At 37.4% G+C, this 23,588-nt stretch carries 20 protein-coding genes and 1 pseudogene; 19 read left to right on the top strand and 2 right to left on the bottom strand.

Annotated features, from left to right (window positions below):
- Positions 1–6: 6 nt before the first annotated feature.
- Both T323_RS0118085 and T323_RS0118080 read left to right on the top strand, forming a co-directional pair.
- Positions 7–456, top strand: coding sequence for a DUF5392 family protein (locus T323_RS0118085; RefSeq protein WP_026674542.1), 450 nt, complete (start codon positions 7–9; stop codon positions 454–456).
- 104 nt (positions 457–560) lie between these two features.
- On the top strand, positions 561–959 hold the full coding sequence (locus tag T323_RS0118080) for a hypothetical protein (RefSeq protein WP_026674541.1): 399 nt from the start codon (positions 561–563) through the stop codon (positions 957–959).
- Positions 960–963: 4 nt separating this feature from the next.
- Here T323_RS0118080 and T323_RS28110 read toward each other — a convergent pair whose 3' ends face one another.
- Together T323_RS28110 and T323_RS29810 are read right to left on the bottom strand one after the other, a co-directional pair.
- A complete protein-coding gene (locus T323_RS28110; RefSeq protein WP_051556596.1) occupies positions 964–1,410 on the bottom strand; it encodes a YhfM domain-containing protein in 447 nt (148 codons plus the stop codon).
- 71 nt (positions 1,411–1,481) lie between these two features.
- A pseudogene (locus T323_RS29810) lies at positions 1,482–2,359 on the bottom strand (LysR family transcriptional regulator).
- 139 nt (positions 2,360–2,498) lie between these two features.
- Here T323_RS29810 and T323_RS0118065 point away from each other — a divergent pair.
- From T323_RS0118065 to manA, 17 genes are all read left to right on the top strand, one after another.
- A complete protein-coding gene (locus T323_RS0118065; RefSeq protein ID WP_026674540.1) occupies positions 2,499–3,689 on the top strand; it encodes an acetyl-CoA C-acetyltransferase in 1,191 nt (396 codons plus the stop codon).
- Positions 3,690–3,706: 17 nt separating this feature from the next.
- The gene (locus T323_RS0118060) at positions 3,707–4,399 is read left to right on the top strand and encodes a CoA transferase subunit A (protein ID WP_026674539.1); all 693 of its coding nucleotides are present in this window, start codon (positions 3,707–3,709) and stop codon (positions 4,397–4,399) included.
- Between the two features lie 25 nt (positions 4,400–4,424).
- Positions 4,425–5,084, top strand: coding sequence for a 3-oxoacid CoA-transferase subunit B (locus T323_RS0118055; RefSeq protein ID WP_026674538.1), 660 nt, complete (start codon positions 4,425–4,427; stop codon positions 5,082–5,084).
- A gap of 61 nt (positions 5,085–5,145) precedes the next feature.
- Positions 5,146–6,330 carry an acyl-CoA dehydrogenase gene (locus T323_RS27060; RefSeq protein WP_051556595.1) on the top strand — a complete coding sequence of 395 codons (1,185 nt, stop codon included), beginning with the start codon at positions 5,146–5,148 and terminating at the stop codon, positions 6,328–6,330.
- Positions 6,331–6,444: 114 nt separating this feature from the next.
- Positions 6,445–7,800, top strand: coding sequence for an acetyl-CoA carboxylase biotin carboxylase subunit (locus T323_RS0118045; RefSeq protein WP_026674537.1), 1,356 nt, complete (start codon positions 6,445–6,447; stop codon positions 7,798–7,800).
- A gap of 14 nt (positions 7,801–7,814) precedes the next feature.
- Entirely contained in the window at positions 7,815–8,027 is a 213-nt protein-coding gene (locus T323_RS0118040) for an acetyl-CoA carboxylase biotin carboxyl carrier protein subunit (RefSeq protein ID WP_026674536.1), read from the top strand.
- A 3-nt stretch (positions 8,028–8,030) separates the two neighbouring features.
- On the top strand, positions 8,031–8,939 hold the full coding sequence (locus T323_RS0118035) for a hydroxymethylglutaryl-CoA lyase (protein WP_026674535.1): 909 nt from the start codon (positions 8,031–8,033) through the stop codon (positions 8,937–8,939).
- Positions 8,940–8,956: 17 nt separating this feature from the next.
- Entirely contained in the window at positions 8,957–9,739 is a 783-nt protein-coding gene (locus T323_RS0118030) for an enoyl-CoA hydratase (protein WP_026674534.1), read from the top strand.
- Between the two features lie 17 nt (positions 9,740–9,756).
- Positions 9,757–11,286, top strand: a complete 1,530-nt coding sequence (locus tag T323_RS0118025; protein WP_026674533.1) for an acyl-CoA carboxylase subunit beta — start codon at positions 9,757–9,759, stop codon at positions 11,284–11,286.
- A 45-nt stretch (positions 11,287–11,331) separates the two neighbouring features.
- Positions 11,332–12,972, top strand: a complete 1,641-nt coding sequence (locus T323_RS0118020; RefSeq protein ID WP_026674532.1) for an AMP-binding protein — start codon at positions 11,332–11,334, stop codon at positions 12,970–12,972.
- Positions 12,973–13,112: 140 nt separating this feature from the next.
- Positions 13,113–13,616: a PTS sugar transporter subunit IIA gene (locus tag T323_RS0118015; RefSeq protein WP_373279343.1), complete on the top strand. Its 504-nt coding sequence runs from the start codon at positions 13,113–13,115 to the stop codon at positions 13,614–13,616.
- A 331-nt stretch (positions 13,617–13,947) separates the two neighbouring features.
- On the top strand, positions 13,948–17,319 hold the full coding sequence (locus tag T323_RS0118010) for a glycosyl hydrolase (protein ID WP_026674530.1): 3,372 nt from the start codon (positions 13,948–13,950) through the stop codon (positions 17,317–17,319).
- A 487-nt stretch (positions 17,320–17,806) separates the two neighbouring features.
- A complete protein-coding gene (locus T323_RS0118005) occupies positions 17,807–18,982 on the top strand; it encodes a glycoside hydrolase family 130 protein (RefSeq protein ID WP_026674529.1) in 1,176 nt (391 codons plus the stop codon).
- Between the two features lie 91 nt (positions 18,983–19,073).
- Complete coding sequence (locus T323_RS0118000; protein ID WP_026674528.1) at positions 19,074–20,114, top strand: substrate-binding domain-containing protein; 1,041 nt, start codon at positions 19,074–19,076, stop codon at positions 20,112–20,114.
- A gap of 272 nt (positions 20,115–20,386) precedes the next feature.
- Entirely contained in the window at positions 20,387–21,586 is a 1,200-nt protein-coding gene (locus tag T323_RS0117995) for an AGE family epimerase/isomerase (protein WP_026674527.1), read from the top strand.
- A gap of 27 nt (positions 21,587–21,613) precedes the next feature.
- Positions 21,614–22,543, top strand: a complete 930-nt coding sequence (locus tag T323_RS0117990) for a glycoside hydrolase family 113 (RefSeq protein ID WP_026674526.1) — start codon at positions 21,614–21,616, stop codon at positions 22,541–22,543.
- 84 nt (positions 22,544–22,627) lie between these two features.
- Positions 22,628–23,581 carry a mannose-6-phosphate isomerase, class I gene (gene manA, locus T323_RS0117985; protein WP_026674525.1) on the top strand — a complete coding sequence of 318 codons (954 nt, stop codon included), beginning with the start codon at positions 22,628–22,630 and terminating at the stop codon, positions 23,579–23,581.
- Positions 23,582–23,588 lie beyond the last annotated feature (7 nt).

Below are 23,588 nucleotides of genomic sequence, written 5' to 3'. Positions count from 1 at the left end.
ATACGATTGAATCCATTTAAAGTAAATAAAGCATTGCCACTGTATACAAAAAGAGAATTAGAAAAAATTCAAAAGACAATTGCACCATATTTGAAAAAAAGCACGTTGTTTTCGTTACTTTCCATTCCACTGCTTTCTTTCGCATTTGCCAGCTTATATTCTTTACTATTCGGACAAATGGTCAATCCAGAAATGACAATCATAATACTAGTTTCTTTCATTGGTGCACTAGGGGCGGCATTTTTTAAAGAGTCGATGCATTATAATCGAAGTGTTTTTAAAACCGGGTTTTCATTAATAAGAGAACGTATTATAAAAAGTGACATTGCCTCAGAATCTGTCAGAAAAATGTATGCAGAGAAGCTACAAAAAGAGCCCTTTAATGCAATGAATATTTTTATTGAATTTTTAGCACATGAAGAAAGACAAAAAAGACGAGAAGAATGGTCAAATTAAAGAGGATACGCTATGATATGGCGTATCCTTTTTAGTTCAATTTCAAAAAAATAGAGACTGTGATAATATAAAAAATAGTAATAAAATATTTAGGGAGCTATATGATGTTACCTTCTATATTCGGATATACTATTTTCGCAGTGCTATTCTTTATTTTATATAAAAAACGAATTCTCGTTTTTTCGGTTAAAAACTATCGATATAAAAAAACGCCGACAACTCTTTCCGTAACGTATAAATATTTATCTGGGATTCAAAGTTTCGGCTTTTTTCTGCCTAAAAATAAACAAGTAAAACTGAAGTATAAAGTAAAACTAGCAAAAGGTGATTTGAAAATGAGTGTTGTCAAATTTTTTTCAACTGAAAAAGATGCTCTCTTTATAAAAGAATGTAGTCAATATGAAGAAGGCGAAGTTGTGATTACGACATCATCACGTATTCACTATGTTAGATTTGAAGGAAAGAAAGCAGCTGCACAGTGTGAAATTAAAGTAGACGGTTGAGTAGTTACTCTATTAACTGTATGAGGATATCCGTCATTTCTTCTGATGTTGTATAAATGTAGTGCGTCTCTTCTTGTTTCATAAATGCGCTTTTTTCTCCTTTTTTACCTATCCATAAATGATAGCGATGCTGTTTATTATATTCATCGGTTACAGCTAAAGAATAGGATGGTTTTGTCATATTGACTATCCCTTTTTCTTTATAGGCACTTGTTATCATTTGTTTGAGTGTTTTCAACTCATTCACGTCTTCTATTTCAATAGAAGAATGACCGGTTTCCTTTAGTATAGCCTTCGTAATATCATGCTCTCCAAACAACACTTCCCCTTTCTCTTGCCATTCATTATAAGCACCTCGCTCTTCGGTGTTCGCTTTGTCTTGTGCTTGAAACCCCAAAAGACCAATTGTTAAAAAAGCTAGAAAAGAAAAAATGACAAGTACTTTTTTCACAGACAATTCCCTCCAATTCAATGTATAGTTCATTAGACGATGAAAGTCCTCGCAAGTTACAAAGCTCGTTTTTATGAGAAATTCTCCGTTAAAAACTGTTGCAATTTCCTAACAGCATACGATCTGTACGTGTCTTTTTTTGTAATAATCGCTAATTCCCACATCGGTGGAGAGTGTAGCGGAATCATCGAAATCGCTTCTTTATCCATTTTTTCGTAAATTAGTTTTGGAAGAAGTGTAATTCCGAGTTGGGCGATGACGAGTTCAGTTATTAAATCCCACTGAGAGCTTTCATATGCAATCGTTGGTGTAAACCCAGCTAGTTGACATTGCTCAATGAGAAACGAGTGTAAGGTGAATTCTCGATTAAATAAGATGAATCTCTCATCGGCTAATTGCTGTAGTTGGACAGTGGATTCGTTAGCCAATGTGTGATTTGGATGAACAAATAACATAAATTCCTCTTTAATAAACGGGACAATATCAAATTTTTTCTTATCTATCGGTAAGACGACAATGCCAACATCGACCTGTCCCTCTTCTACTAATCTTTCAATTCTCTTCGCTCCTAGTTCAACCAATTCTAAAGAAACGTTCGGATATAACGTCCCAAATTTTGTAGCGATCGTTGGAAAAAAAGTGTTCCGATTAACGGAGGAATCCCGATTTTTATTTTTCCTGTTGGTAAGTTCATTAAGTCATCTAATAATGTTGTCAGTTCGTTTGTGGCATTTAAAATATGCAGACTTTGTTTGTACACAATGTTTCCGGCATCAGTTAGTTTTAATTTCCGTGTTGAACGTTCAAATAACTCAACATTGAGTTCCCTTTCTAACTTTTGAACAGATTTACTTAACGCTGGTTGAGATAAAAATGTTTGTTGAGCGGCCTTCGTAAAACTCCCGTAGTTGGCGACTTCTACAAAATAACGCAAATCCTTCATTTCCATGCCTTATCACCTATTTATTTGTTTTAGTAATAAATAATATAATTTTAATTCATTTTACTCATAAATAAGAAAGCTGTAAACTTTTAAGGTGAAGGGGATTGAATATTCGAAATACTCCACTAAAAGGAGGAATGGAAACATGAATGAAACAGATGTTGTCATTGTTAGTGCTGTTCGAACACCGATAGGTAATTTCGGTGGAATGTTAAAGTCAGTTTCAGCGGTTCAACTTGGGGCTATTGTCATAAAAGAAGTACTCAATAGAGCGGGAGTTTTGAAAGAAGAGGTTGATGAAGTCATAATGGGAAATGTTCTACAAGCTGGGCTTGGACAAAATCCAGCAAGGCAAGCCGCCTTATTAGCAAACCTCCCAGAAACTGTACCGGCACTGACGATTAATAAAGTGTGTGGGTCGGGGTTAAAAGCGGTTCATTTAGCAGCACAAGCGATCGTTACAGGAGATGCTGATGTTGTTGTAGCGGGTGGAATGGAAAATATGAGTCAAGCACCTTATGTATCAATGGGAGCTAGAGACGGTTTTCGGATGGGGCATCAAACGATAATAGACAGCATGGTTCATGATGGGTTGTGGTGTGCAACAAACGACTATCATATGGGAATCACAGCGGAAAACATTTGCGAGCAATATCGTCTTACAAGAGAAGAACAAGATGAATTTGCCGCTTGGAGTCAAAAAAAAGCAGCAAATGCAGTGGCTGAAGGAAGGTTTGAAGAAGAAATGGTTTCGGTAGACATCCCTCAGAAAAAAGGAGACCCTATCCGTTTTGAGAGTGATGAATATATTAAAGCAGGAACAACAAAAGAGAAATTAGCAAAGCTTCGATCCGCATTTAAAAAAGAGGGTGCTGTAACAGCTGGAAATGCATCAGGCATTAATGACGGGGCAGCTGCTGTGTTAGTGATGAGTCGAAAAAAAGCAGAACAACTTGGGGTCACGCCTCTTGCAACAATAAAAGCAAATGCAAGTGCAGGGGTTAACCCTAGTGTGATGGGATTAGGTCCTGTTCCGGCTACAAATAAAGCTTTGGAGAAAGCAGGGGTCAAACTCGATGAATTGGATTTAATTGAAGCAAATGAAGCTTTTGCTGCTCAAGCTATAGCCGTTGGAAAAGAGCTTCAAATTTCCAAAGAGATTTTAAATGTAAATGGTGGAGCCATCGCATTAGGCCATCCGATTGGGGCAAGTGGGGCAAGAGTTCTCGTCACATTAATCCATGAATTAAAACGACGACAACAACGATTAGGATTAGCGACGCTATGTATCGGTGGTGGCCAAGGTGTAGCAACAATTATTGAAAGAGAAGAATAGAAGGGGAGGGAGCAGCGATGAAAACGATTTATAGAAGTTTTGAAGAAGCGGTAAGCGAGATTAAAAGTGGTATGACGATTATGGTTGGTGGCTTTGGCTTAGTTGGAATTCCTGAGAATCTGATTCAAGCATTGTGTAAAACGAATGTAAAAGACTTAACTGTCATATCTAATAATTGTGGTGTTGATGATTGGGGATTAGGCTTATTATTAAAAAATAAACAAATAAAAAAGATGATCTCTTCTTATGTTGGCGAAAATAAAGAATTTGAACGACAAGTATTACAAGGGGAATTAGAAGTTGAACTAGTTCCACAAGGGTCATTAGCCGAAAAAATTCGTGCTGGTGGAGCAGGAATTCCCGCTTTTTATACGCCTGCTGGTGTCGGAACTCCAATTGCAGAAGGAAAAGAAAAAAGACAATTTCATGGCAAAGAGTATGTTTTAGAAGAAGGATATAAAGCAGATTTTAGTTTAATTCGTGCATGGAAAGGCGATAAACTAGGAAACTTAGTGTATCGTAAAACGGCACAAAATTTTAATCCGATGATGGCAGCTGCAGGAAAAATCACGATTGCTGAAGTCGAAGAGCTTGTTGAAATCGGAGAACTTAATCCAGATGAAATTCATACGCCAAGTATATATGTTCAACGATTAATTGTTGGAAAACAACAAAAACGTATCGAAAGACTTACCGTAAAAGAAACATAAAGTTTGAATGTAAGGAGGATTATCGATGGCCAATAGCGTAAGAGTAAAAATAGCGAAACGAGCGGAACGAGAAATTCAAGATGGGTTTTATGTGAATTTAGGAATCGGCATGCCTACGATGGTAGCGAATTATATTTCGGACAATAAATATGTTGTGTTGCAATCGGAAAATGGCTTACTTGGCATTGGACCTTATCCAACAAAAGAAGAGGTCGACCCAGATTTAATTAATGCAGGAAAAGAAACGGTAACGGCTATCAAAGGGGCGAGTTACTTTAACAATGCAGAGTCGTTTGCGATGATCCGGGGTGGACATATTGATTTAGCGATTTTAGGTGGAATGGAAGTATCCGAACAAGGGAATTTAGCCAATTGGATGATTCCAGGCAAGATGATAAAGGGAATGGGCGGAGCGATGGACTTAGTTCATGGTGCAAAACGAATTGTAATTATTATGGAGCATGTCAATAAAAAAGGGGAGTCGAAAATTTTAAAGGAATGTTCGTTGCCTTTAACAGGACAAAATGTCGTAAATCGGATCATTACTGACCGAGCTGTTATCGATGTTACATCAAACGGATTAAAGTTAATGGAAGTTGCACAAGGTTTTCAAATTGAAGATATTATTCAAGCAACAGAAGCGCCATTGCAAATTGATGATAATGTAAAGCTAGAAGCATTTTAACTGTATTTTTATCGACATAAATGTAAGCGTTACCATTTTACCATTTTAAGGGGGATTTTAAGTGAATTTTGAACTAACAAAAGAACAAACAATGATTCGAGATATGGTCCGGGATTTTGCCCAAAATGAAGTGGCTCCACATGCTAGATTTGTAGATGAATCAGGTCAATTTCCAATTGATACGTTTAAAAAAATGGGTGAGTTAGGGATGTTAGGAATTCCTTTTCCAGAGGAGTATGGTGGCTCAGGTGGAGATACGATTTCATATGCGTTAGCTGTAGAGGAAATTGGTCGGGCTTGCGGAAGTACGGGTTTAAGCTATGCGGCTGCCGTTTCTCTTGGAGCTAGTCCACTTTATTATTTTGGAACCGAAAAACAAAAACAAGAGCATCTTATTCCTTTAGCTTCTGGAAAGTCATTAGGTGCATTCGGATTAACGGAACCAAATGCAGGGTCAGATGCAGGTGGAACAAGAACAAAAGCGATAATAGAAAATGATGAGTATGTTATTAATGGGGAAAAATGCTGGATTACAAACGCGGGCTATTCAAGAACGGTAATCGTAACTGCAGTTACAGGGAAAGATGCCCGTGGAAAAAACATCATTTCAGCGATTATTGTGCCTACGGGTTTACCTGGATTTACGATTAATAGCAATTATGAAAAGATGGGCTTAAAAGGCTCTAATACTTCTGAACTAATTTTAGAGGATGTCCGTGTCCCGAAAGAGAATTTACTAGGAGATCCAGAAAAAGGCTTTAAGCAGTTTTTATATACTTTAGATGGAGGGAGAATCTCGATAGCGGCGCTTTCAGTTGGAATTGCTCAAGGTGCGTTTGACGCAGCATTAAAATATGCAAAAGAACGAAAACAATTTGGTCAATCCATTTCTAATTTTCAAGCGATACAATTTAAGCTTGCTGACATGGCGATGGAAATTGAATTAGCGAGAAATATGTATTTAAAATCTGCTTGGTTAAAAGATCAAAATAAGCCGTTTACGAAAGAGTCTGCTTTTGCAAAATTATTTGCGTCCAAAACAGCGATGCGTGTTTGTGATGAAGCGATTCAAATTCACGGTGGATACGGGTATATGCGAGAATATGAAGTTGAGCGGATGTTACGGGATGCAAAGCTCATGGAAATCGGAGAAGGTACATCTGAAATCCAACGCTTAGTCATTGCTAGACAATTAGGGTGTGGGGATAAAACGGAAAACACTCGAACACAAAGTGTAACGAATTAGACATGGAAATGAAGTAATGCTGAATAAGATAAGAGAAGAGAGAAAAAAAGGGTCAAACCGTTCGGAACTAGAAAAATAAATGAAAACGCTCTCAAAGAGAATGAGGTGAACAGAATGTTTAAGAAAATACTCATCGCAAACCGAGGGGAAATTGCACTCCGTATCATTCGAACATGTGAAAAATTAGGGATTCAAACTGTAGCTGTTTATTCAGAAGCAGATGCGGATGCGCCCCATCGACATTTAGCAACAGAAGCTTATTTGATTGGAAAACCAAGGGTGAATGAAAGTTATTTAAATCTGGAAAAAATCATTGAAATTGCAAAACAAACAAAAGCAGAAGCGATTCACCCTGGCTACGGCTTGCTTTCTGAAAACTCATCGTTTGCAAAACGTTGTAAAGAAGAAGGAATTGTCTTTATTGGCCCTAGTCCAGACGTTATCGAAAAGATGGGAAGTAAAATTGAAGCACGACAGCAAATGGAGCTAGCTGGTGTTCCGATTGTCCCAGGTGTAACTTGTCAACTTGCAAATATAGAGGAGGCATCTTCTGTCGCTTCTATTATAGGATATCCTGTTATGCTAAAAGCTTCTTCTGGTGGCGGAGGAATTGGGATGCAAATCATTCGCCATGAAGATGAACTAGCAAAAGCGTTTGAAGGAAACCAAAAAAGAGCAACCGATTTCTTTGGTGATGGGGCGTTGTATATGGAAAAATATATTGAAAACCCTCGTCATATTGAGATTCAAATATTAGCAGATTTACAAGGGAATACGGTTTATTTAGGTGAGCGAGAGTGCTCGATTCAAAGAAGACACCAAAAAGTAGTGGAAGAAGCGCCGTCCTCATTTTTAGATGAAACAACTCGAAAAAAGATGGGAGAAACCGCTGTAAAAGCTGCAAAAGTGATTGGATATGAAAATGCAGGGACAATTGAGTTTTTAGTGGACGAAGAAAAAAACTTTTACTTTCTTGAAATGAATACAAGATTACAAGTCGAACATCCAGTTACTGAAGAAATTACTGGTCTCGATTTAGTCGAAGAACAGTTGAAAGTGGCTGCTGGAGAAGCCCTATCATTCACACAGAATGATGTCATTTATGATGGTCATGCAATTGAAGTTCGAATTTATGCTGAAGACCCGAATACCTTTTTCCCATCTCCTGGCAAGATAAGCGCATTACTATTACCCGAACACGAATTTGTTCGGAATGAATGCGGAGTGAACGACCGCTCAGTCGTCACACCTTACTATGACCCGATGATTGCCAAGTTAATCGTGAAAGGCCGTAGTCGAGACGAAGCCATTCAATTTTTACAAGTGGCGCTTGAAGAATATAAAGTGGAAGGAATTAAAACAAATATTCCGATGTTGAAAAAAGTAGCAGCCAACACGGCGTTTCAAAAAGGTGAAACAACGACAAATTTTGTGAATGAACAGTTACGAAATCAATCTGTAAAAAAATAAGGAGGAGAGAACTCATGGCAAAGGTAGTTTCGAATATGGCAGGAAACTTGTGGAAGCTGTTAGTGAAAGTTGGAGATCAAGTGGAAGAAGGTCAAGATGTCGCGATTCTTGAGTCGATGAAAATGGAAATCCCGATTGCAACGGAAGTAAGTGGGACGGTAAAAGAAATCGTCAAAAATGAAGGCGACTTTGTAGATGAAGCTGAAGTCTTATTGGAGTTAGAGTAAAACATGAAATGGCCTACTAACGTCACAATAAAAGAAGTTGGTCCACGTGATGGATTACAAAATGAACCGACATTTATTGAGACGGAAGATAAAATTAAGTGGATTAATATGTTATCAGAATCTGGCTTTTCTTATATTGAAATGACGTCTTTTGTTCATCCAAAATGGATTCCAGCGTTAGCCGATGCTGTTCATGTAGCAAAAGAAATAAATAGAAAGCCAGGTGTTACCTATGCAGCACTTGTCCCTAATGCAAAAGGGCTAGAACGTGCGTTAGCCGCAGAGGTTGATGAAGTGTCCGTTTTTATGTCTGCAAGTGAAACCCATAATAAAAAAAATATTAATAAATCTATCGATGAAACGTTTGTTATTTTAGATGAAGTCATTCAAGAAGCCCAAAAGGCAAATAAAACAACAAGAGGCTATATATCCACTGTTTTTGGTTGTCCTTATGAAAATGAGGTGCCTATTGAGAATGTCATTCGCGTCGCGGATACATTATTTGATTCCGGCATTCATGAATTATCGTTAGGTGATACAGTTGGTGTTGCGAATCCTGTTCAAGTCGAAAATGTAATAGAGACTTTATTAAAGCGCTACCCTACTGATAAACTTGCCCTCCATTTTCATGATACGAGAGGAGTTGCTTTAACCAATATTTATGTCGCATTAACGATGGGAATCACGACATTTGACGGAGCAGTCGGGGGGCTTGGCGGTTGTCCTTACGCCCCTGGAGCTGCTGGGAATGTGACGACAGAAGATTTGATTTATATGTTACATGGAATGGAAATAGAAACAGGGGTAAATGAACAACGGCTGTTAGAAGCAGCGATGTGGATAGAAGAGAAAATAGGGAAACCATTACCAAGTAAAAACTTACAAGCATTTAAAGGAAAAAAGACTATGTAACGAAGTGGGAGGCTGAAGTGAAAAACCTTGTTCACGTATCAATTGATGAAAAAGGAATTGCAACAGTATCGTTAAATCGTCCAGAAGCAGCCAATGCATTATCGCTGGAATTGCTCAATGAATTTCAACGACAACTCCTTGACATAAAGAAAAATGAAAAGATTCGGTGCGTTGTCTTAACCGCCCAAGGAGATAAAGTATTTTGTGCAGGGGCTGATTTAAAAGAACGAAAAACAATGGATGAGCCTCAAGTAAAGCAAGCCGTATCTCTCATTCGAGAAACTGTTAATCTACTTGAGCAATTACCACAGCCTGTCATTGCTGCCCTAAATGGAAGTGCTTTTGGAGGAGGGTTAGAGCTAGCACTCGCTTGTGATATTCGGATTGCTGCTTCTAATTGTACTATCGGGTTAACAGAAACGTCGTTAGCCATTATTCCTGGTGCAGGAGGGACGCAGCGCTTACCAAGATTAATTGGCAAAGGTAAAGCAAAAGAATTAATTTATACTGCTAGAAAAATAGAGGCAAAAGAAGCACTAAATATTGGATTAGTTGAATTTGTTGTAGCCAAACAAGATGTCCTAAATAAAGCAATGGAGATGGCCGAGCGCATTTCAATGAATGGACCGGTTGCCGTGCGTCAGGCTAAGTTTGCGATTGATAAAGGTGTTGAAGTACCACTTGAAACAGGATTATCGATTGAGCAGAAAGCCTACGAAATTACGATTCCAACAAAGGATAGAAAAGAAGGATTGTTAGCTTTTCAAGAAAAAAGAACTCCCCGATATGAAGGATACTAGCAGAAGGAGGCGATTTCATGTCTTTAAATGAACGCTTAGTCGAAAAAATAGATGCAATAAAAAAAGGTGGAGCAGAGAAATACCATAAAAGTAATGAAGAAAAAGGAAAATTATTTGTAAGAGAACGGCTAGAGTTGTTATTTGATGACGGATTACAAATAGAAGATGGTTTTTTTGCGAACTGTGAAGCAGACGGACTTCCAGCAGATGGTGTTGTAACCGGTATGGGGAAAATTAACGGGGAAACGGTTTGTGTGATGGCCAATGATTCCACTGTAAAAGCAGGATCGTGGGGAGCTAGGACCGTAGAAAAAATAATTCGTATTCAGGAAACGGCAGATAAATTATCGGTGCCTATGCTTTATTTAGTTGACTCTGCAGGTGCTAGAATTACAGATCAAGTGGAAATGTTCCCAGGAAGAAGAGGAGCAGGACGAATTTTTTATAATCAAGTCAAGATGTCTGGAAAGATTCCACAAGTATGCATTCTGTTTGGCCCGTCAGCCGCAGGTGGAGCGTATATTCCCGCGTTTTGTGATATCGTCATCATGGTCGATGGCAATGCCTCTATGTATCTTGGCTCACCACGAATGGCAGAAATGGTCATTGGTGAGAAAGTGTCACTAGAAGAAATGGGCGGAGCAAAAATGCATTGTAGCGTTTCTGGATGTGGGGATATATTAGCAAAAACAGAACAAGAAGCCATTGAGCAAGCACGAGCGTATTTATCTTATTTTCCTGCAAACTACAGTCAAACTGCCCCTGTAAAAGAACCGATTCAACCAAAAGCATTTGAGAAAACCATTGAAGAGATTATTCCACACAATCAAAATGCACCATTTAATATGATGGATTTAATTGAACGAGTCATTGATGAAAACTCTTTTTTTGAAATAAAAAAATTATTTGCTCAAGAATTAATTACAGGACTTGCTCGTCTCGATGGACAGCCGATTGGTATTATTGCAAATCAGCCGAGAATGAAAGGTGGAGTTCTTTTCCATGATTCAGCTGATAAAGCTGCGAAATTTATTACATTATGTGATGCGTATAACATTCCGTTATTGTTCTTAGCCGATATTCCAGGGTTTATGATCGGAACAAAAGTGGAACGAGCTGGAATTATTAGGCACGGTGCAAAGATGATCTCGGCAATGAGTGAAGCGACTGTCCCGAAAATTTCGATTATTGTTCGGAAAGCATATGGTGCTGGACTTTACGCGATGGCAGGGCCAGCATTTGAACCAGATTGTTGTTTAGCGTTACCAACCGCCTCAATTGCTGTAATGGGACCAGAAGCAGCAGTAAATGCAGTGTATGCGAATAAAATTGCCGAACTGCCTGAAGACGAACGTGCAGCATTTATAGCCGAAAAGCGTGAAGAGTATAAAGAGAATATTGACATTTATCGACTTGCTTCAGAAATGGTTATTGATGGTGTGATTCCGGCTAATTCTTTGAGGTCTGAGTTGACAACAAGATTCTCAGCGTATATGTCGAAGTATATGTTGTTTAGTCATCGAAAACATCCCGTGTATCCTGTGTAAATATAATTCATTGATTGAATATAAGGAGGATGTCTCTTGTCAAAGTTGCTTGACGTATCTGTTGGTAAATTGTTAGAGGATGTGGCCAAACAGCATCCTACTCGTGATGCAGTTGTTTATCCGGAACTTGGCCTTCGTTATTCGTATGAACAATTTGATTTGTTATGTCGTCAAGTTGCAAAAGGATTAATGAAGTTAGGAATTGAAGTAGGAGAACATGTAGCCATTTGGTCAACAAATAAACCCGAATGGCTAACGACACAGTTTGCAACAGGGAAAATGGGTGCTGTGTTAGTTACCGTTAATACCCAATATCAAAGTGTAGAACTTGAATATTTACTGAAGCAATCCGATGCAACGACATTAATTTTAATGGAGAGTTATCGCGGTGGCTCTTATTTAGACATCTTATATGAAGTGATTCCAGAGTTGAAAACAGCTGAACCAGGACAACTTCAATCAAAAAAACTTCCCTTTTTAAAAAATATTATTCTATTAGGAAAAGAAAGAAAAGCAGGAATGTTCTTATGGGATGATATTGTTGCAATGGGAAAAGAAATCATGGATGAAGAGTTAGATGAAAGGATGGAACAGTTACATCCTTATGATGTCATTAACATGCAGTATACGTCAGGGACGACAGGGTTTCCAAAAGGAGTGATGTTAACTCATTCGAATTTAACGAATAATGCGATCAACATTGCTTCGTGTATGAATTTATCTGGTCAAGATCGAATGTGTATTCCAGTTCCTTTTTTTCATTGTTTTGGTTGTGTCCTAGGTACATTAGCTTGTGTGACAGTTGGAGCAACAATGGTACCTGTTCAAGAATTTAATCCGAAAACGGTACTTGCGGCTGTTGAGAAGGAAAAGTGTACAGCACTGCACGGCGTCCCGTCGATGTTTATTGCAGAGTTAAATGATAAAGACGTTGAGCAATATGACTTATCCTCATTACGAACAGGAATTATGGCAGGATCCAATTGTCCAGTTGAAGTGATGAAGGCGGTCATTGACAAGATGGGTATGACAGAAATTACAATTGCATATGGACAAACAGAAGCATCCCCAGTTATAACACAAACACGTGTCAATGATTCACTTAAGCGTCGAGTTGAAACGGTTGGAAAGGCTTTACCGAATGTTGAAGTGAAAATTGTTACACCAGGTACCGAACAAGAAGTTCCATTTGGTGTTCAAGGGGAGCTTTGCACAAGAGGTTACCATGTGATGAAAGGATATTATAACAATCCAGATGCAACAAAAGCAGTAATAACAGAAGATGGTTGGCTTCATACAGGGGACTTAGCAGTGATGGATGAAGATGGTTATTGCAAAATTACAGGTCGCCTAAAAGATATGATTATTCGTGGCGGCGAAAATATATACCCACGTGAAATTGAAGAATTTTTATACGAACATCCGAAAATCCAAGATGTTCAAGTTGTTGGTGTCCCTGATCCTAAATACGGGGAAGAAGTATCAGCGTGGATTATTTTAAAAGACGGTGCTTCAGCTACAGAAGAGGAACTCAGAGAATATTGCAAAGGGAAAATTTCCCGTTTTAAAATTCCTCGTTATTTTAGGTTTGTTGATGAATATCCGATGACAGCATCAGGGAAAATCCAAAAGTATAAGCTGCAAGAACTTGCAATGAAGAGACTTAATCTTAAGTCGAATGCATAGTTAGTGGTTAATGTATTAACAAAATCGAGATATAGGGAACGGCTCCGTTTTAAAGTGACATAACGGTTGCCGTTTTTTGTATACCGTTTTACTTTTTGGATTTTTGGATATAAAGTAGTAAATAATTATTGTAGTAAGGAGTGAGTGCGTTGCTCGGAAAATTATTTAATAAAACGAAAAAAGTAGATAAAGAAAGCATTTTTTCGCCATTAGAAGGAGAAGCAATTCCTTTAGAAAAAGTATCAGACCCTGTGTTTGCCCAAAAAATGATGGGAGAAGGAATTGCAGTCATTCCGAAGTCAGGAAAGCTCGTGTCTCCCGTTGAAGGAAAAATTGTTCAGGTTTTTCCGACGAAACATGCGATCGGTATACAATCTGTCCACGGGTTAGAAGTATTGATTCATGTCGGGATTGATACAGTTGCTTTAAAAGGGGAAGGATTTGATGTTGTTATTAAAGAAGGACAACAGGTTAAAGTAGGGGATCCAATTTTAACGTTTGATATTCCTTTTTTACAAAGTCAAAACAAAGAAATCACAACACCAATTATCATTACAAATACTGATGAAAAAGTTGCGAACGTTGAGCATGAGTTCGGTCCAGTAAATCAACAAGATCCCCTGTTCACTTGTATATTTAAATAATTGAAAATAAGGTAGTGTCCCTCTTCAACAATGAAGGGGGTGTTTTTTTTTGTTTATAAAGTAATCGTTTAGTTTACTTTTTATACAAATGCATGGGATTTGCTAAATCTAGCGAACGCATTTAGTAAAGGTAAATATCGAGATTAATAGGGCATCATAGTCATTTCTTTAATGTTTATATTAAAAGCTAGAATAAAAAAGGAAAAAATACATTTGAATTCATAAAAAATGGTAGTATAATAAGTTTACAAAACTTTTCAATAAACTTATCGATTGCCTTATTTGGTATTTCGATAGTTTATTATATTTAATAAAGAAAAGGGAGGATTTTATGGGAACATGGAAAAAGGGGTTTGTGTTATTTATTGTTCTATTGTTAGTTTTTGATGTATCGATGTTAGGCTTTAATGTAAGCGCTTCACAAGGAGGGCGTCAACTTAACATGGCAGATGAGGATGCTTCAAAGTATACGAAGGAGTTATTTGCTTTTCTTCAAGATGTAAGTGGTTCACAAGTGTTATTTGGACAACAACATGCAACAGATGAAGGAGTAACTTTAACGAATCCAGCTCCAAGAACAGGTTCCACTCAATCTGAAGTTTTCAATGCAGTTGGGGACTATCCAGCAGTGTTTGGATGGGACACGAATAGCCTAGACGGTCGTGAAAAGCCTGGCATTGCAGGTAATGTAGAACAAAGTATAAAAAATACGGCTCAGTCCATGAAAGTGGCTCATGATTTAGGTGGAATTATTACACTAAGCATGCACCCTGATAATTTTGTGACAGGGGATCCTTATGGTGATACAACAGGGAATGTTGTAAAAGAAATTCTTCCAGGGGGATCGAAACATGGAGAGTTTAATGAGTGGTTGGACAATATTGCTGCGCTTGCTCACGAGCTTAAAGATGAGAATGGTGAACCTATTCCGATGATCTTTCGACCGTTCCATGAGCAAACAGGATCTTGGTTTTGGTGGGGAGCAAGTACAACTTCACCCGAACAATATAAAGCGATCTTTCGTTATACAGTAGAATATTTGCGCGATGTTCAAGGTGTAAATAATATTTTATATGGATTTTCACCTGGGGCAGGACCTGCTGGAGACGTAAATCGTTATTTAGAAACATATCCTGGGGATGATTACGTTGATATATTAGGAATTGATAATTATGACAATAAAGATAATGCTGGGACAGAAGCATGGTTAAGTAGTATGGTCAAAGATTTGGCGATGATTAGCCGATTAGCTGAACAAAAAGGAAAAATAGCAGCTTTTACTGAGTATGGCTACAGTGCGACCGGAATTAATCGTCAAGGGAATACATTAGATTGGTACACACGTGTATTAGATGCAATTGCTGCAGATGAAGATGCCCGTAAAATATCTTACATGTTGACATGGGCAAACTTTGGTTGGCCGAATAATATGTATGTTCCTTATCGTGATATCCACAATGATTTAGGTGGAGACCATGAGCTATTACCGGACTTTCAAGCTTTCCATACGGATGACTATACTGCATTTCGAGATGAGGTAAAAGGAAAGGTATATAACACCGGAAAGGAATATACCGTGTCTCCTCATGAGCCATTTATGCATGTTGTATCTCCGATTACAGGTTCTACAGTGACAAGAGAAACGGTAACAATCCAAGCCAAAGTAGCGAATGACGAACAGGCAAGAGTCACTTTCAGAGTCGATCGCTCTAGTGTGGAAGAAGAAATGGATTTCAATGAGGATACTTTATATTATACAGGTTCTTTTACACCTGATGCAGCAGTAAATGGAGGGTCTGTAGACGTAATTGTAGCTTATTATTCAGAAGGAGAAAAAGTTCAAGAAGAAACAATCCGTTTATTTGTAAAAATTCCTGAATTGTCTTTGTTAACATTAACGTTTGATGATGATATAAACGGAATCAAGAGCAATGGAACATGGCCTGAAGATGGGGTAACATCTGAAATTGTCCATGCTATTGTAGATGGAGACGGCAAGTTGATGTTCTCTGTTCAAGGAATGTTACCTACTGAAACATGGCAAGAGCTCAAGTTAGAGTTAACAGAACTATCAGATGTGAACATTGATGCGGTTACGAAAATGAAGTTTGACGCGCTTATCCCAGTAGGTAGTGAAGAAGGTTCAGTCCAAGGAATCGTACAACTCCCACCGGATTGGGAGACGAAATATGGGATGAATGCAACAACGAAGTCAATGACAGACTTAGAGACTGTTACTGTTGATGGTAACGCTTATAAACGGTTCGAAGTGACGGTTCCTATCGACAATCAAGGGGGGGCTACAGGAATTGCTTTATCATTAGTAGGTTCACAACTCGCTTTATTAGAACCTGTCTACATTGATAATATTGAACTTCTAAATTCCTTTGAAGCACCACCAGCAGATCCTTTTCTTGTTGATGATTTTGAAGGTTATTTTGGGGATGACACATTATTACATCGCAATTATTCTAGCAATGGAGATCCAATTACACTTTCGTTAACAAATGAGTTTAAAAATAATGGAGAATATGGATTGAAATATGATTATTCGATTGGATCGATGGGGTATGCGGGGAGACAAACATCACTAGGACCTGTCGATTGGACCGGAGCTAATGCTTTTGAATTTTGGATGAAACATGGACAACTTGAAGGGAATCATTTAACTGTCCAAATCCGAATAGGCGATGTTAGCTTTGAAAAAAATCTCGAATTGGATGATGCTCATGAAGGTGTAGTGACAATCCCGTTTTCTGAATTTGCTCCTGCTGTTTGGGAGAATAAGCCTGGTGTTATCATTGACGACCAAAAATTGAAAAGAGTAAGTCAATTTGCTCTTTACACAGGCGGGGTTAAGCAGTCTGGAACCATTTATTTTGATGATTTACGAGCGGTGTATGATGAAAGTTTACCATCAGTTCCAGCGCCGAAAGAAGAGGAGGAACAAGAGATCACTCCTATTATTTATCATTTTGAATCTGGCATAGATAATTGGGAAGGGGGACAAGCAACACATAGCAATGGTCACCTCAAAGTAACGGTTCGTTTAGGTGAAGGTCAGCAAACTGAAGTGAAGAAAACATCGAACTATAATTTAACAGGATATAATTATATAGTCGCAAATATGAAACATGATGAAACAGGAACGTTTGGTAATGACCCGCTTCAAGTGAAAATCTTTACGAAAGCAGGAGGTTGGGTATGGGCCGATTCTGGAAATCAACCGATTGATTCCGGCGATTATACTCAAGTTGTGTATGATATTACTACTCTAGCTAATAAAAATGCAGTCCAAGAAATCGGATTTGAATTTTTGGCACCAGCTGGTTCATCAGGGACGACGAACGTTCTCATAGATTCAGTTGCAATTGTTACGAGTCTCGATCAATTATCTGAGCAGCCAGAACAGCCAGAACAGCCAGAGCAGCCAGAGCAGCCAGAGCAGCCGGAGCAGCCAGAGCAGCCGGAGCAGCCGGAGCAGCCAGAACAGCCGGAGCAGCCGGAGCAACCAGAGCAACCAGGAACACCAGACGCTGAAGGCGATGAAGTTGATAAAGATAGAGCAGTTAAGGATTCAAATGAAAATGGACAGAACCTACCCAAAACAGCAACGTCAATATTTAATTACTTACTAATCGGTTTTGTTTTTGTAGGAATTGGATTTATTCTATTTATCTATAAAAGAAGAAAAGAAGTGTAACAAGAAAAGGTCTGACGCGTTGCGTTAGGCCTTTTTGTACACGTGATACTGTGTATTTAACTGTTTATTCCAAAAAAAAACTTACGGACATGTGTTCCGCTATTTGTAAAATGAATCACGTTTTTCGAATGCTAACGGACATCTGTTCCTCTAAATAGAAAAAAACAAGGATTTTTATGGTGATTGGGGCAAATAGTGGAATAGCTGTCCGTTAAAAAATAGAACATGCCAGATTTTTATCATATAACGGAATAGATGTCCGCAACGACAGACTAAACTCATCGCAGTTCGACCACAACATGCACTAGCTGCTCACTATCGATGTCTTATCTTCTAAAAAAAACATTTCATTCTTGGGAATATTTCAATAGGTTATCCAAATTAGAAAGCGCTCTCTTGTTGACAATAGAATAAAAACTTAGTAACATTATGAATATATAGAGTTAACGATAAAGTAATAAATTAATCAAAAGAGGAGTGCGACAAAATGATCCATAAAAAATATGTTGAGCTAGTAAACAAGCAACAAAAATTAATACAAAGAAAAAATCAAAAAAACATTGAATTTTACAATGGTGTTTATGACCGTTATCAATATCCTATCTTAACACGTCATCATGTACCAATTCATTGGCGCTTTGATTTGGATGAAACGACAAACCCGCATTTTATGGAACGATTAGGGGTTAATGCTACTTTTAATGCAGGCGCTATTTACTTTGAAGGAAAATATTATCTTGTAGTTCGAACAGAAGCAGTAGATAGGAAGTCATTTTTTGCTCTCGCAGTTAGTGAGAATGGAATAGATAATTTTGAATTTATTGATACTCCAATTGTTTGGGAAAATCCATACAAAGAGGAAACAAATATATATGATATGAGATTAGTCCAACATGAAGATGGATGGATTTATGGAATCTACTGTTCAGAAAGCAAAGATCCAGAAGCTTCAGAGTTTGATACTTCAAGTGCCATTGCCCAAGCTGGATTGGTTCGAACAAAAGATTTAAAGGTGTGGGAAAGAATGCCTAATATTGAAACACCTTCGCCACAACAAAGAAATGTTGTGTTACATCCAGAATTTATTAATGGAAAATATGCGTTTTACACTCGACCACAAGATGGATTTATTTCAACTGGAAAAGGCGGAGGAATTGCGTTTGGAGTTTGTGATGATATAACAAATCCAGTCATTCAAGAAGAAGTCATTATGGACGAGAAAATATACCATACCGTTTATGAGGTGAAAAATGGACAAGGGCCAGCTCCGATTAAGACGGATAAAGGCTGGATTCATATTGCTCATGGAGTGAGAAATACGGCTGCTGGGTTAAGATACGTATTATATACGTTTGCGACAAGCATAGATGCGCCTGAAAAAATAATTGCCAAACCAGGTGGACACTTTATTGCTCCTTATGACGACGAAAGAGTGGGCGATGTGTCTAATGTTATTTTTTGTAATGGTGTTATCGTAAATGAAGAGAATGACGTTTTTATTTACTATGCATCAAGTGATACGAGAATGCATGTAGCAACAACGACAATTGATAAATTAGTGGATTATACCTTTAATACACCGGAAGACCAACTTTGTTCGATTGAGAATGCAATACAAAGAAAATCTTTAATCGAAAGAAACTTAAAATTACTTGGAAAGTAAACCTTCGAAATTATAGTTACAAACTTTATTGCTTTAGTATAGAATAATACTGATAGTATTTGTCATAATGGGTAAAGTAGGAGGTGTTTCCATGAAAAATAATGTAACGATGCGTGACATTGCAGATAAAATTGGTGTAAGTAGTGTGACGGTTTCTAAGGCATTAAATGATAAAGAGGGAGTTAGTGAAGAGTTAAAGCAAAAGATTAAAGATTTGGCAGAGGAAATGGGATATCGCTTTAATACAGTGGCAAAGTCGATGAAAGAAGGGTATTCCTATAATATAGGCATTGTCATACCAGAACGATTTATAGGTGAAGACCAATCCTTTTATTTAAAATTTTATCAATATATTACAAAAATGCTTGAGGATTATAATTACTATGGCATTCTTCAGATGTTAACTGAAGAGGATGAAAAAAACTTAAATTTACCTCGAATATATTATGAAAATAAAGTTGATGGATTTATCATATTAGGACAAATAAGTACCGAGTATATCGATCTTCTAACAGAAAATGGGATACCGAAAGTGTTCTTAGATTTTTATACCGATCATTCAGAGATTGATTCGATTATTACGGATAATTTTTACGCGGTTTATGAGCTTACGAATTACTTAATAAAAAGCGGACATAAAGACATTGCTTTTGTCGGAAATATTCACTCAACGAGCAGTATTCAAGACCGATTTTTAGGCTATTATAAATCGTTATTAGAACATAAACTCACATTAAAAAATGATTTTATCATTAGCGATCGAGATGAACGTGGAAGTTATATTGATTTAACTATACCAGAATCACTACCTACGGCTTTTGTTTGTAATTGTGACCAAGTCGCATTTAATTTAATTAACAAACTACAAGGATTAGGTGTTTCTGTTCCAGAAGATTGTTCTGTCGTAGGATTTGATAATGATATTTATTCAACTTTATCAAATCCAGCTTTGACAACTGTACAAGTGGATATCGAGGAGATGGCAAAAGTTGCGGTAAAATTTATTATCGGTAAAATTAAAAATATCGATAAAAGCTATGGTAGAGTGTTAGTAAAAGGAAAAATCGTCCATCGTGATTCAGTCAAATCACTATATAGAGAAGAAGAGAATGGTCTTATTTCTAATTGTTAACAAACAATAAAACCTAAGTAACTGTAAAAAAACGCCTTTGAGAATTATATCTCAAAGGTGTTTTTTGGCGTTATGTACTTATTACTGGAGGATTGTTTTTCTTTTTGATTACTTTTGTTGTCCAAATTGATTAAATACCATATTGCTATAGAAAAATGTTCAAATCCATTGACAGGAAAACTGTATCAAGATATGATTTATTTGTAACTTAAACGATAAACTAATTAAAATGAATGATTAAAAGTAAACCAATGATAAGGAGAATCTATGAAATGATGTTAAATTCGTTACCTTCCCTATATCAAGAGATTGAAATGGAATTAAAAGAAAATATACTTCCGTTTTGGATTGAACATTCCGTTGACCGAACGAACGGTGGTTTTTATGGTTTTATTACGAACGACCTAGATGTGAATGAAGATGCTGAAAAAGGCTGTATTTTAAATTCTAGAATTTTATGGACTTATTCAAAAGCATACAGGACATATGATGACGAGCGATACTTAGAAATGGCAACTCATGCATTTCAATTTGTAAAGAATGCCTTTTTAGATAAGGAATACGGTGGACTTTACTGGATGGTTGATTCCAAAGGAGTGCCAGTAGAAGATAGGAAACATATTTATAATCAAGCTTTTGGGATTTACGGATTAACAGAGTATTATATGGCGACAAAAGAGCAAGAAAGTTTGAAACTAGCGATTCAGTTATATGAATTAATAGAAAAATATGCGTATGACAAGGAAAACAAAGGATATTTTGAAGCGTTCACACGCGAATGGCAGACTGATGAAGATTTACGCTTAAGCGGAAAAGACTTAAATACGCCAAAATCAATGAATACTCATCTACACATTTTAGAAGCGTATACAAACTTATATAGAGTTTGGAAAGATGAGCAATTTAAGGAAAAAGTGAAAGAATTAATCATTGTAACGTTAGAGCATATTGTTTCTGGGGAAGCTCAATTTAAATTATTTTTTGATGAGAAGTGGAATTCGAAATCAAACATTATCTCTTATGGTCATGATATTGAAGGAAGTTGGCTTTTGTACGAAGCAACTGAAGTAATCGAAGATATGGAGCTATTAATGACAGTAAAAAGTATCGTCATTGCGATGGCTAAAAAGGTGTTGGAAGAAGGGTTAGATAAAGATGGTAGTGTAATAAATGAACGGGAAAATGAGCATATCGATAAAGATAAAATCTGGTGGGTTCAAGCAGAAGCGATGGTAGGTTTCTTTAATGCCTATCAGCTAACATCGGATCGAGCGTATGTAGAAACAGTCAATCGGATATGGGCGTTTACGAAAAAATATATAATTGACCAAACAAACGGGGAATGGTTTTGGAAACGAGAGGCGAACCTAGAAATTTCAAATATGCCTAAGGTTGAGCCGTGGAAATGTCCGTATCATAACAGTAGGTTTTGTTTTGAAATGTTGGCAAGAATAAAAGAAATGACAAAATAAGATTTGCAGAAGAAGAGGAGAAGGAATATGGAATATATTAAAGGGATGACATGGGGTTGGGTAGGAACACGAGGAGAATGGAAAACAGAAGAAGCACAACAATCGATGATCGCGATGTCAGAAATGGCCGTTAATTGGACGGCTATCGCTTTTCAAGGATTACAGGAAACTGCATTTTCTACAGAAATTGATTTTAAAAATGACCCAGTTGTAACAGATGATGAAGTGTATTGGGCTATTAAACAAGCAAAACAATTAGACTTAAACGTTTGTCTGAAGCCGGTTGTAAATTGCAAAGATGGTACATGGCGCGCTCACATTAATTTCTTTGATCTTGATGTTCCATGTGAGCCGAAGTGGTCAGAGTGGTTTGCTAGTTATGAGGCTTTTATTTTACATTATGCTAAAATAGCTGAGGAAACGAGTTGTGAAATGTTTTGTATTGGGTGTGAAATGGTACAAACGGACAGACGAGAAGTGGAATGGCGTGGATTAATTAAAAAAGTACGTTCCGTTTATTCTGGGCTCATTACGTATAATTGTGATAAGTATCAAGAAACAGAAGTAAAGTGGTGGGATGCTGTTGATATTATTTCATCGAGCGGGTATTATCCGATAGGGGCTTGGGACAAACAATGTGCTCGGATTAAACCTGTTATTGAGAAATATAATAAACCATTCTTTTTCATGGAAGCTGGATGTCCTAGTAGAAATGGCTCTCCAGAAATTCCGAACGATTGGAATCTCAATAAAGGTCAAGTGAATGAAGAGGCGCAACAGCAATATTTTGAAGAGATGTTTCGTGAAACATCTAAACACCAATGGATTAACGGGTTTATGCTTTGGGATTGGCCTGCTATTCTTTATTCAAAAGATGAAGCAGCCCAAAATGATGACTACTGTATGTATGGAAAAAAAGCAGAAAAAACAGTAAAGGCTTTTTATGCTTCTAAATAAAAAAAAGATATCAGACAATCAAAATAAGATTTGCCTGATATCTTTCATTCTTTATGATACGTTATAAAAGAAAGGAGTTTTTTTATGTATAGTGAGCCATTGTTTCTAAAGCCGATTTTTAAAGAGCGTATTTGGGGAGGGACAGCATTACAAGAGAAATTCCAGTATGACATTCCTTCTCAATCAACCGGAGAGTGTTGGGCGATTTCAGGACATAAAAATGGTCCTTCCATTATCCAAAACGGCCCTCTTGCAGGGGAGAGTCTCCAGTATGCTTGGGAACACCATCGCGAACTTTTTAATCATGAGCAAGGAAAACAATTCCCGTTACTCGTAAAAATACTAGATGCAAACACGGATTTATCTGTACAAGTTCACCCAAATGATGACTATGCGTTTGTTCATGAGCAAGGAGAGCTTGGAAAAACAGAGTGTTGGTATGTCATTGATTGCGATGAAGGGGCTGAATTAATTTTAGGTCATCATGCGAAAACGAAAGAAGAGCTACGTTCATTCATTGAAGAAGGACAATGGGAGAAATTATTAAAGAAAGTCCCAATTCAACCTGGTGACTTTTTTTATGTACCTAGTGGGACGGTTCATGCGATCGGAAAAGGAACGTTAATTTTAGAGACGCAGCAAAGTTCGGACACGACATATCGAGTGTATGATTATGAGAGAGTAGATGAAAATGGACAAAAACGGGAGCTTCATATAAAAGAGTCTATTCAAGTGATGTCTGTTCCACATGAAGATTTCAAAGTAAACCCTATATCTAGGCAAAACCAAGGCTTACTAGAAAAAAAGCTTGTAACAGAAGCTTATTTTACTGTATTTCACGGAACGTTAAATGGGGAAGTCGAAAAAGAGACGAATGGGAAGTTTCTTCTGTTCAGTTGTATTAGCGGGAGTGGCGAGATTAAGGTAGATAAAAAGTTGTTTCCCTTTAATAAAGGAAGTCACTTTATTATCCCTGCAACAGTAAATGGATTTAGCTTAAGTGGAAAAGCTGAGTTTATTTATTCGTTCTCATCTTAGTCTTCAA

The sequence above is a fragment of the Alkalihalobacillus bogoriensis ATCC BAA-922 genome (genome assembly GCF_000621445.1).
Taxonomy (GTDB): domain Bacteria; phylum Bacillota; class Bacilli; order Bacillales; family Bacillaceae_F; genus Bacillus_AO; species Bacillus_AO bogoriense.
Note: the sequence above shows the minus strand (reverse complement) of the source record. Positions and strands in the feature narration are given on the sequence as shown.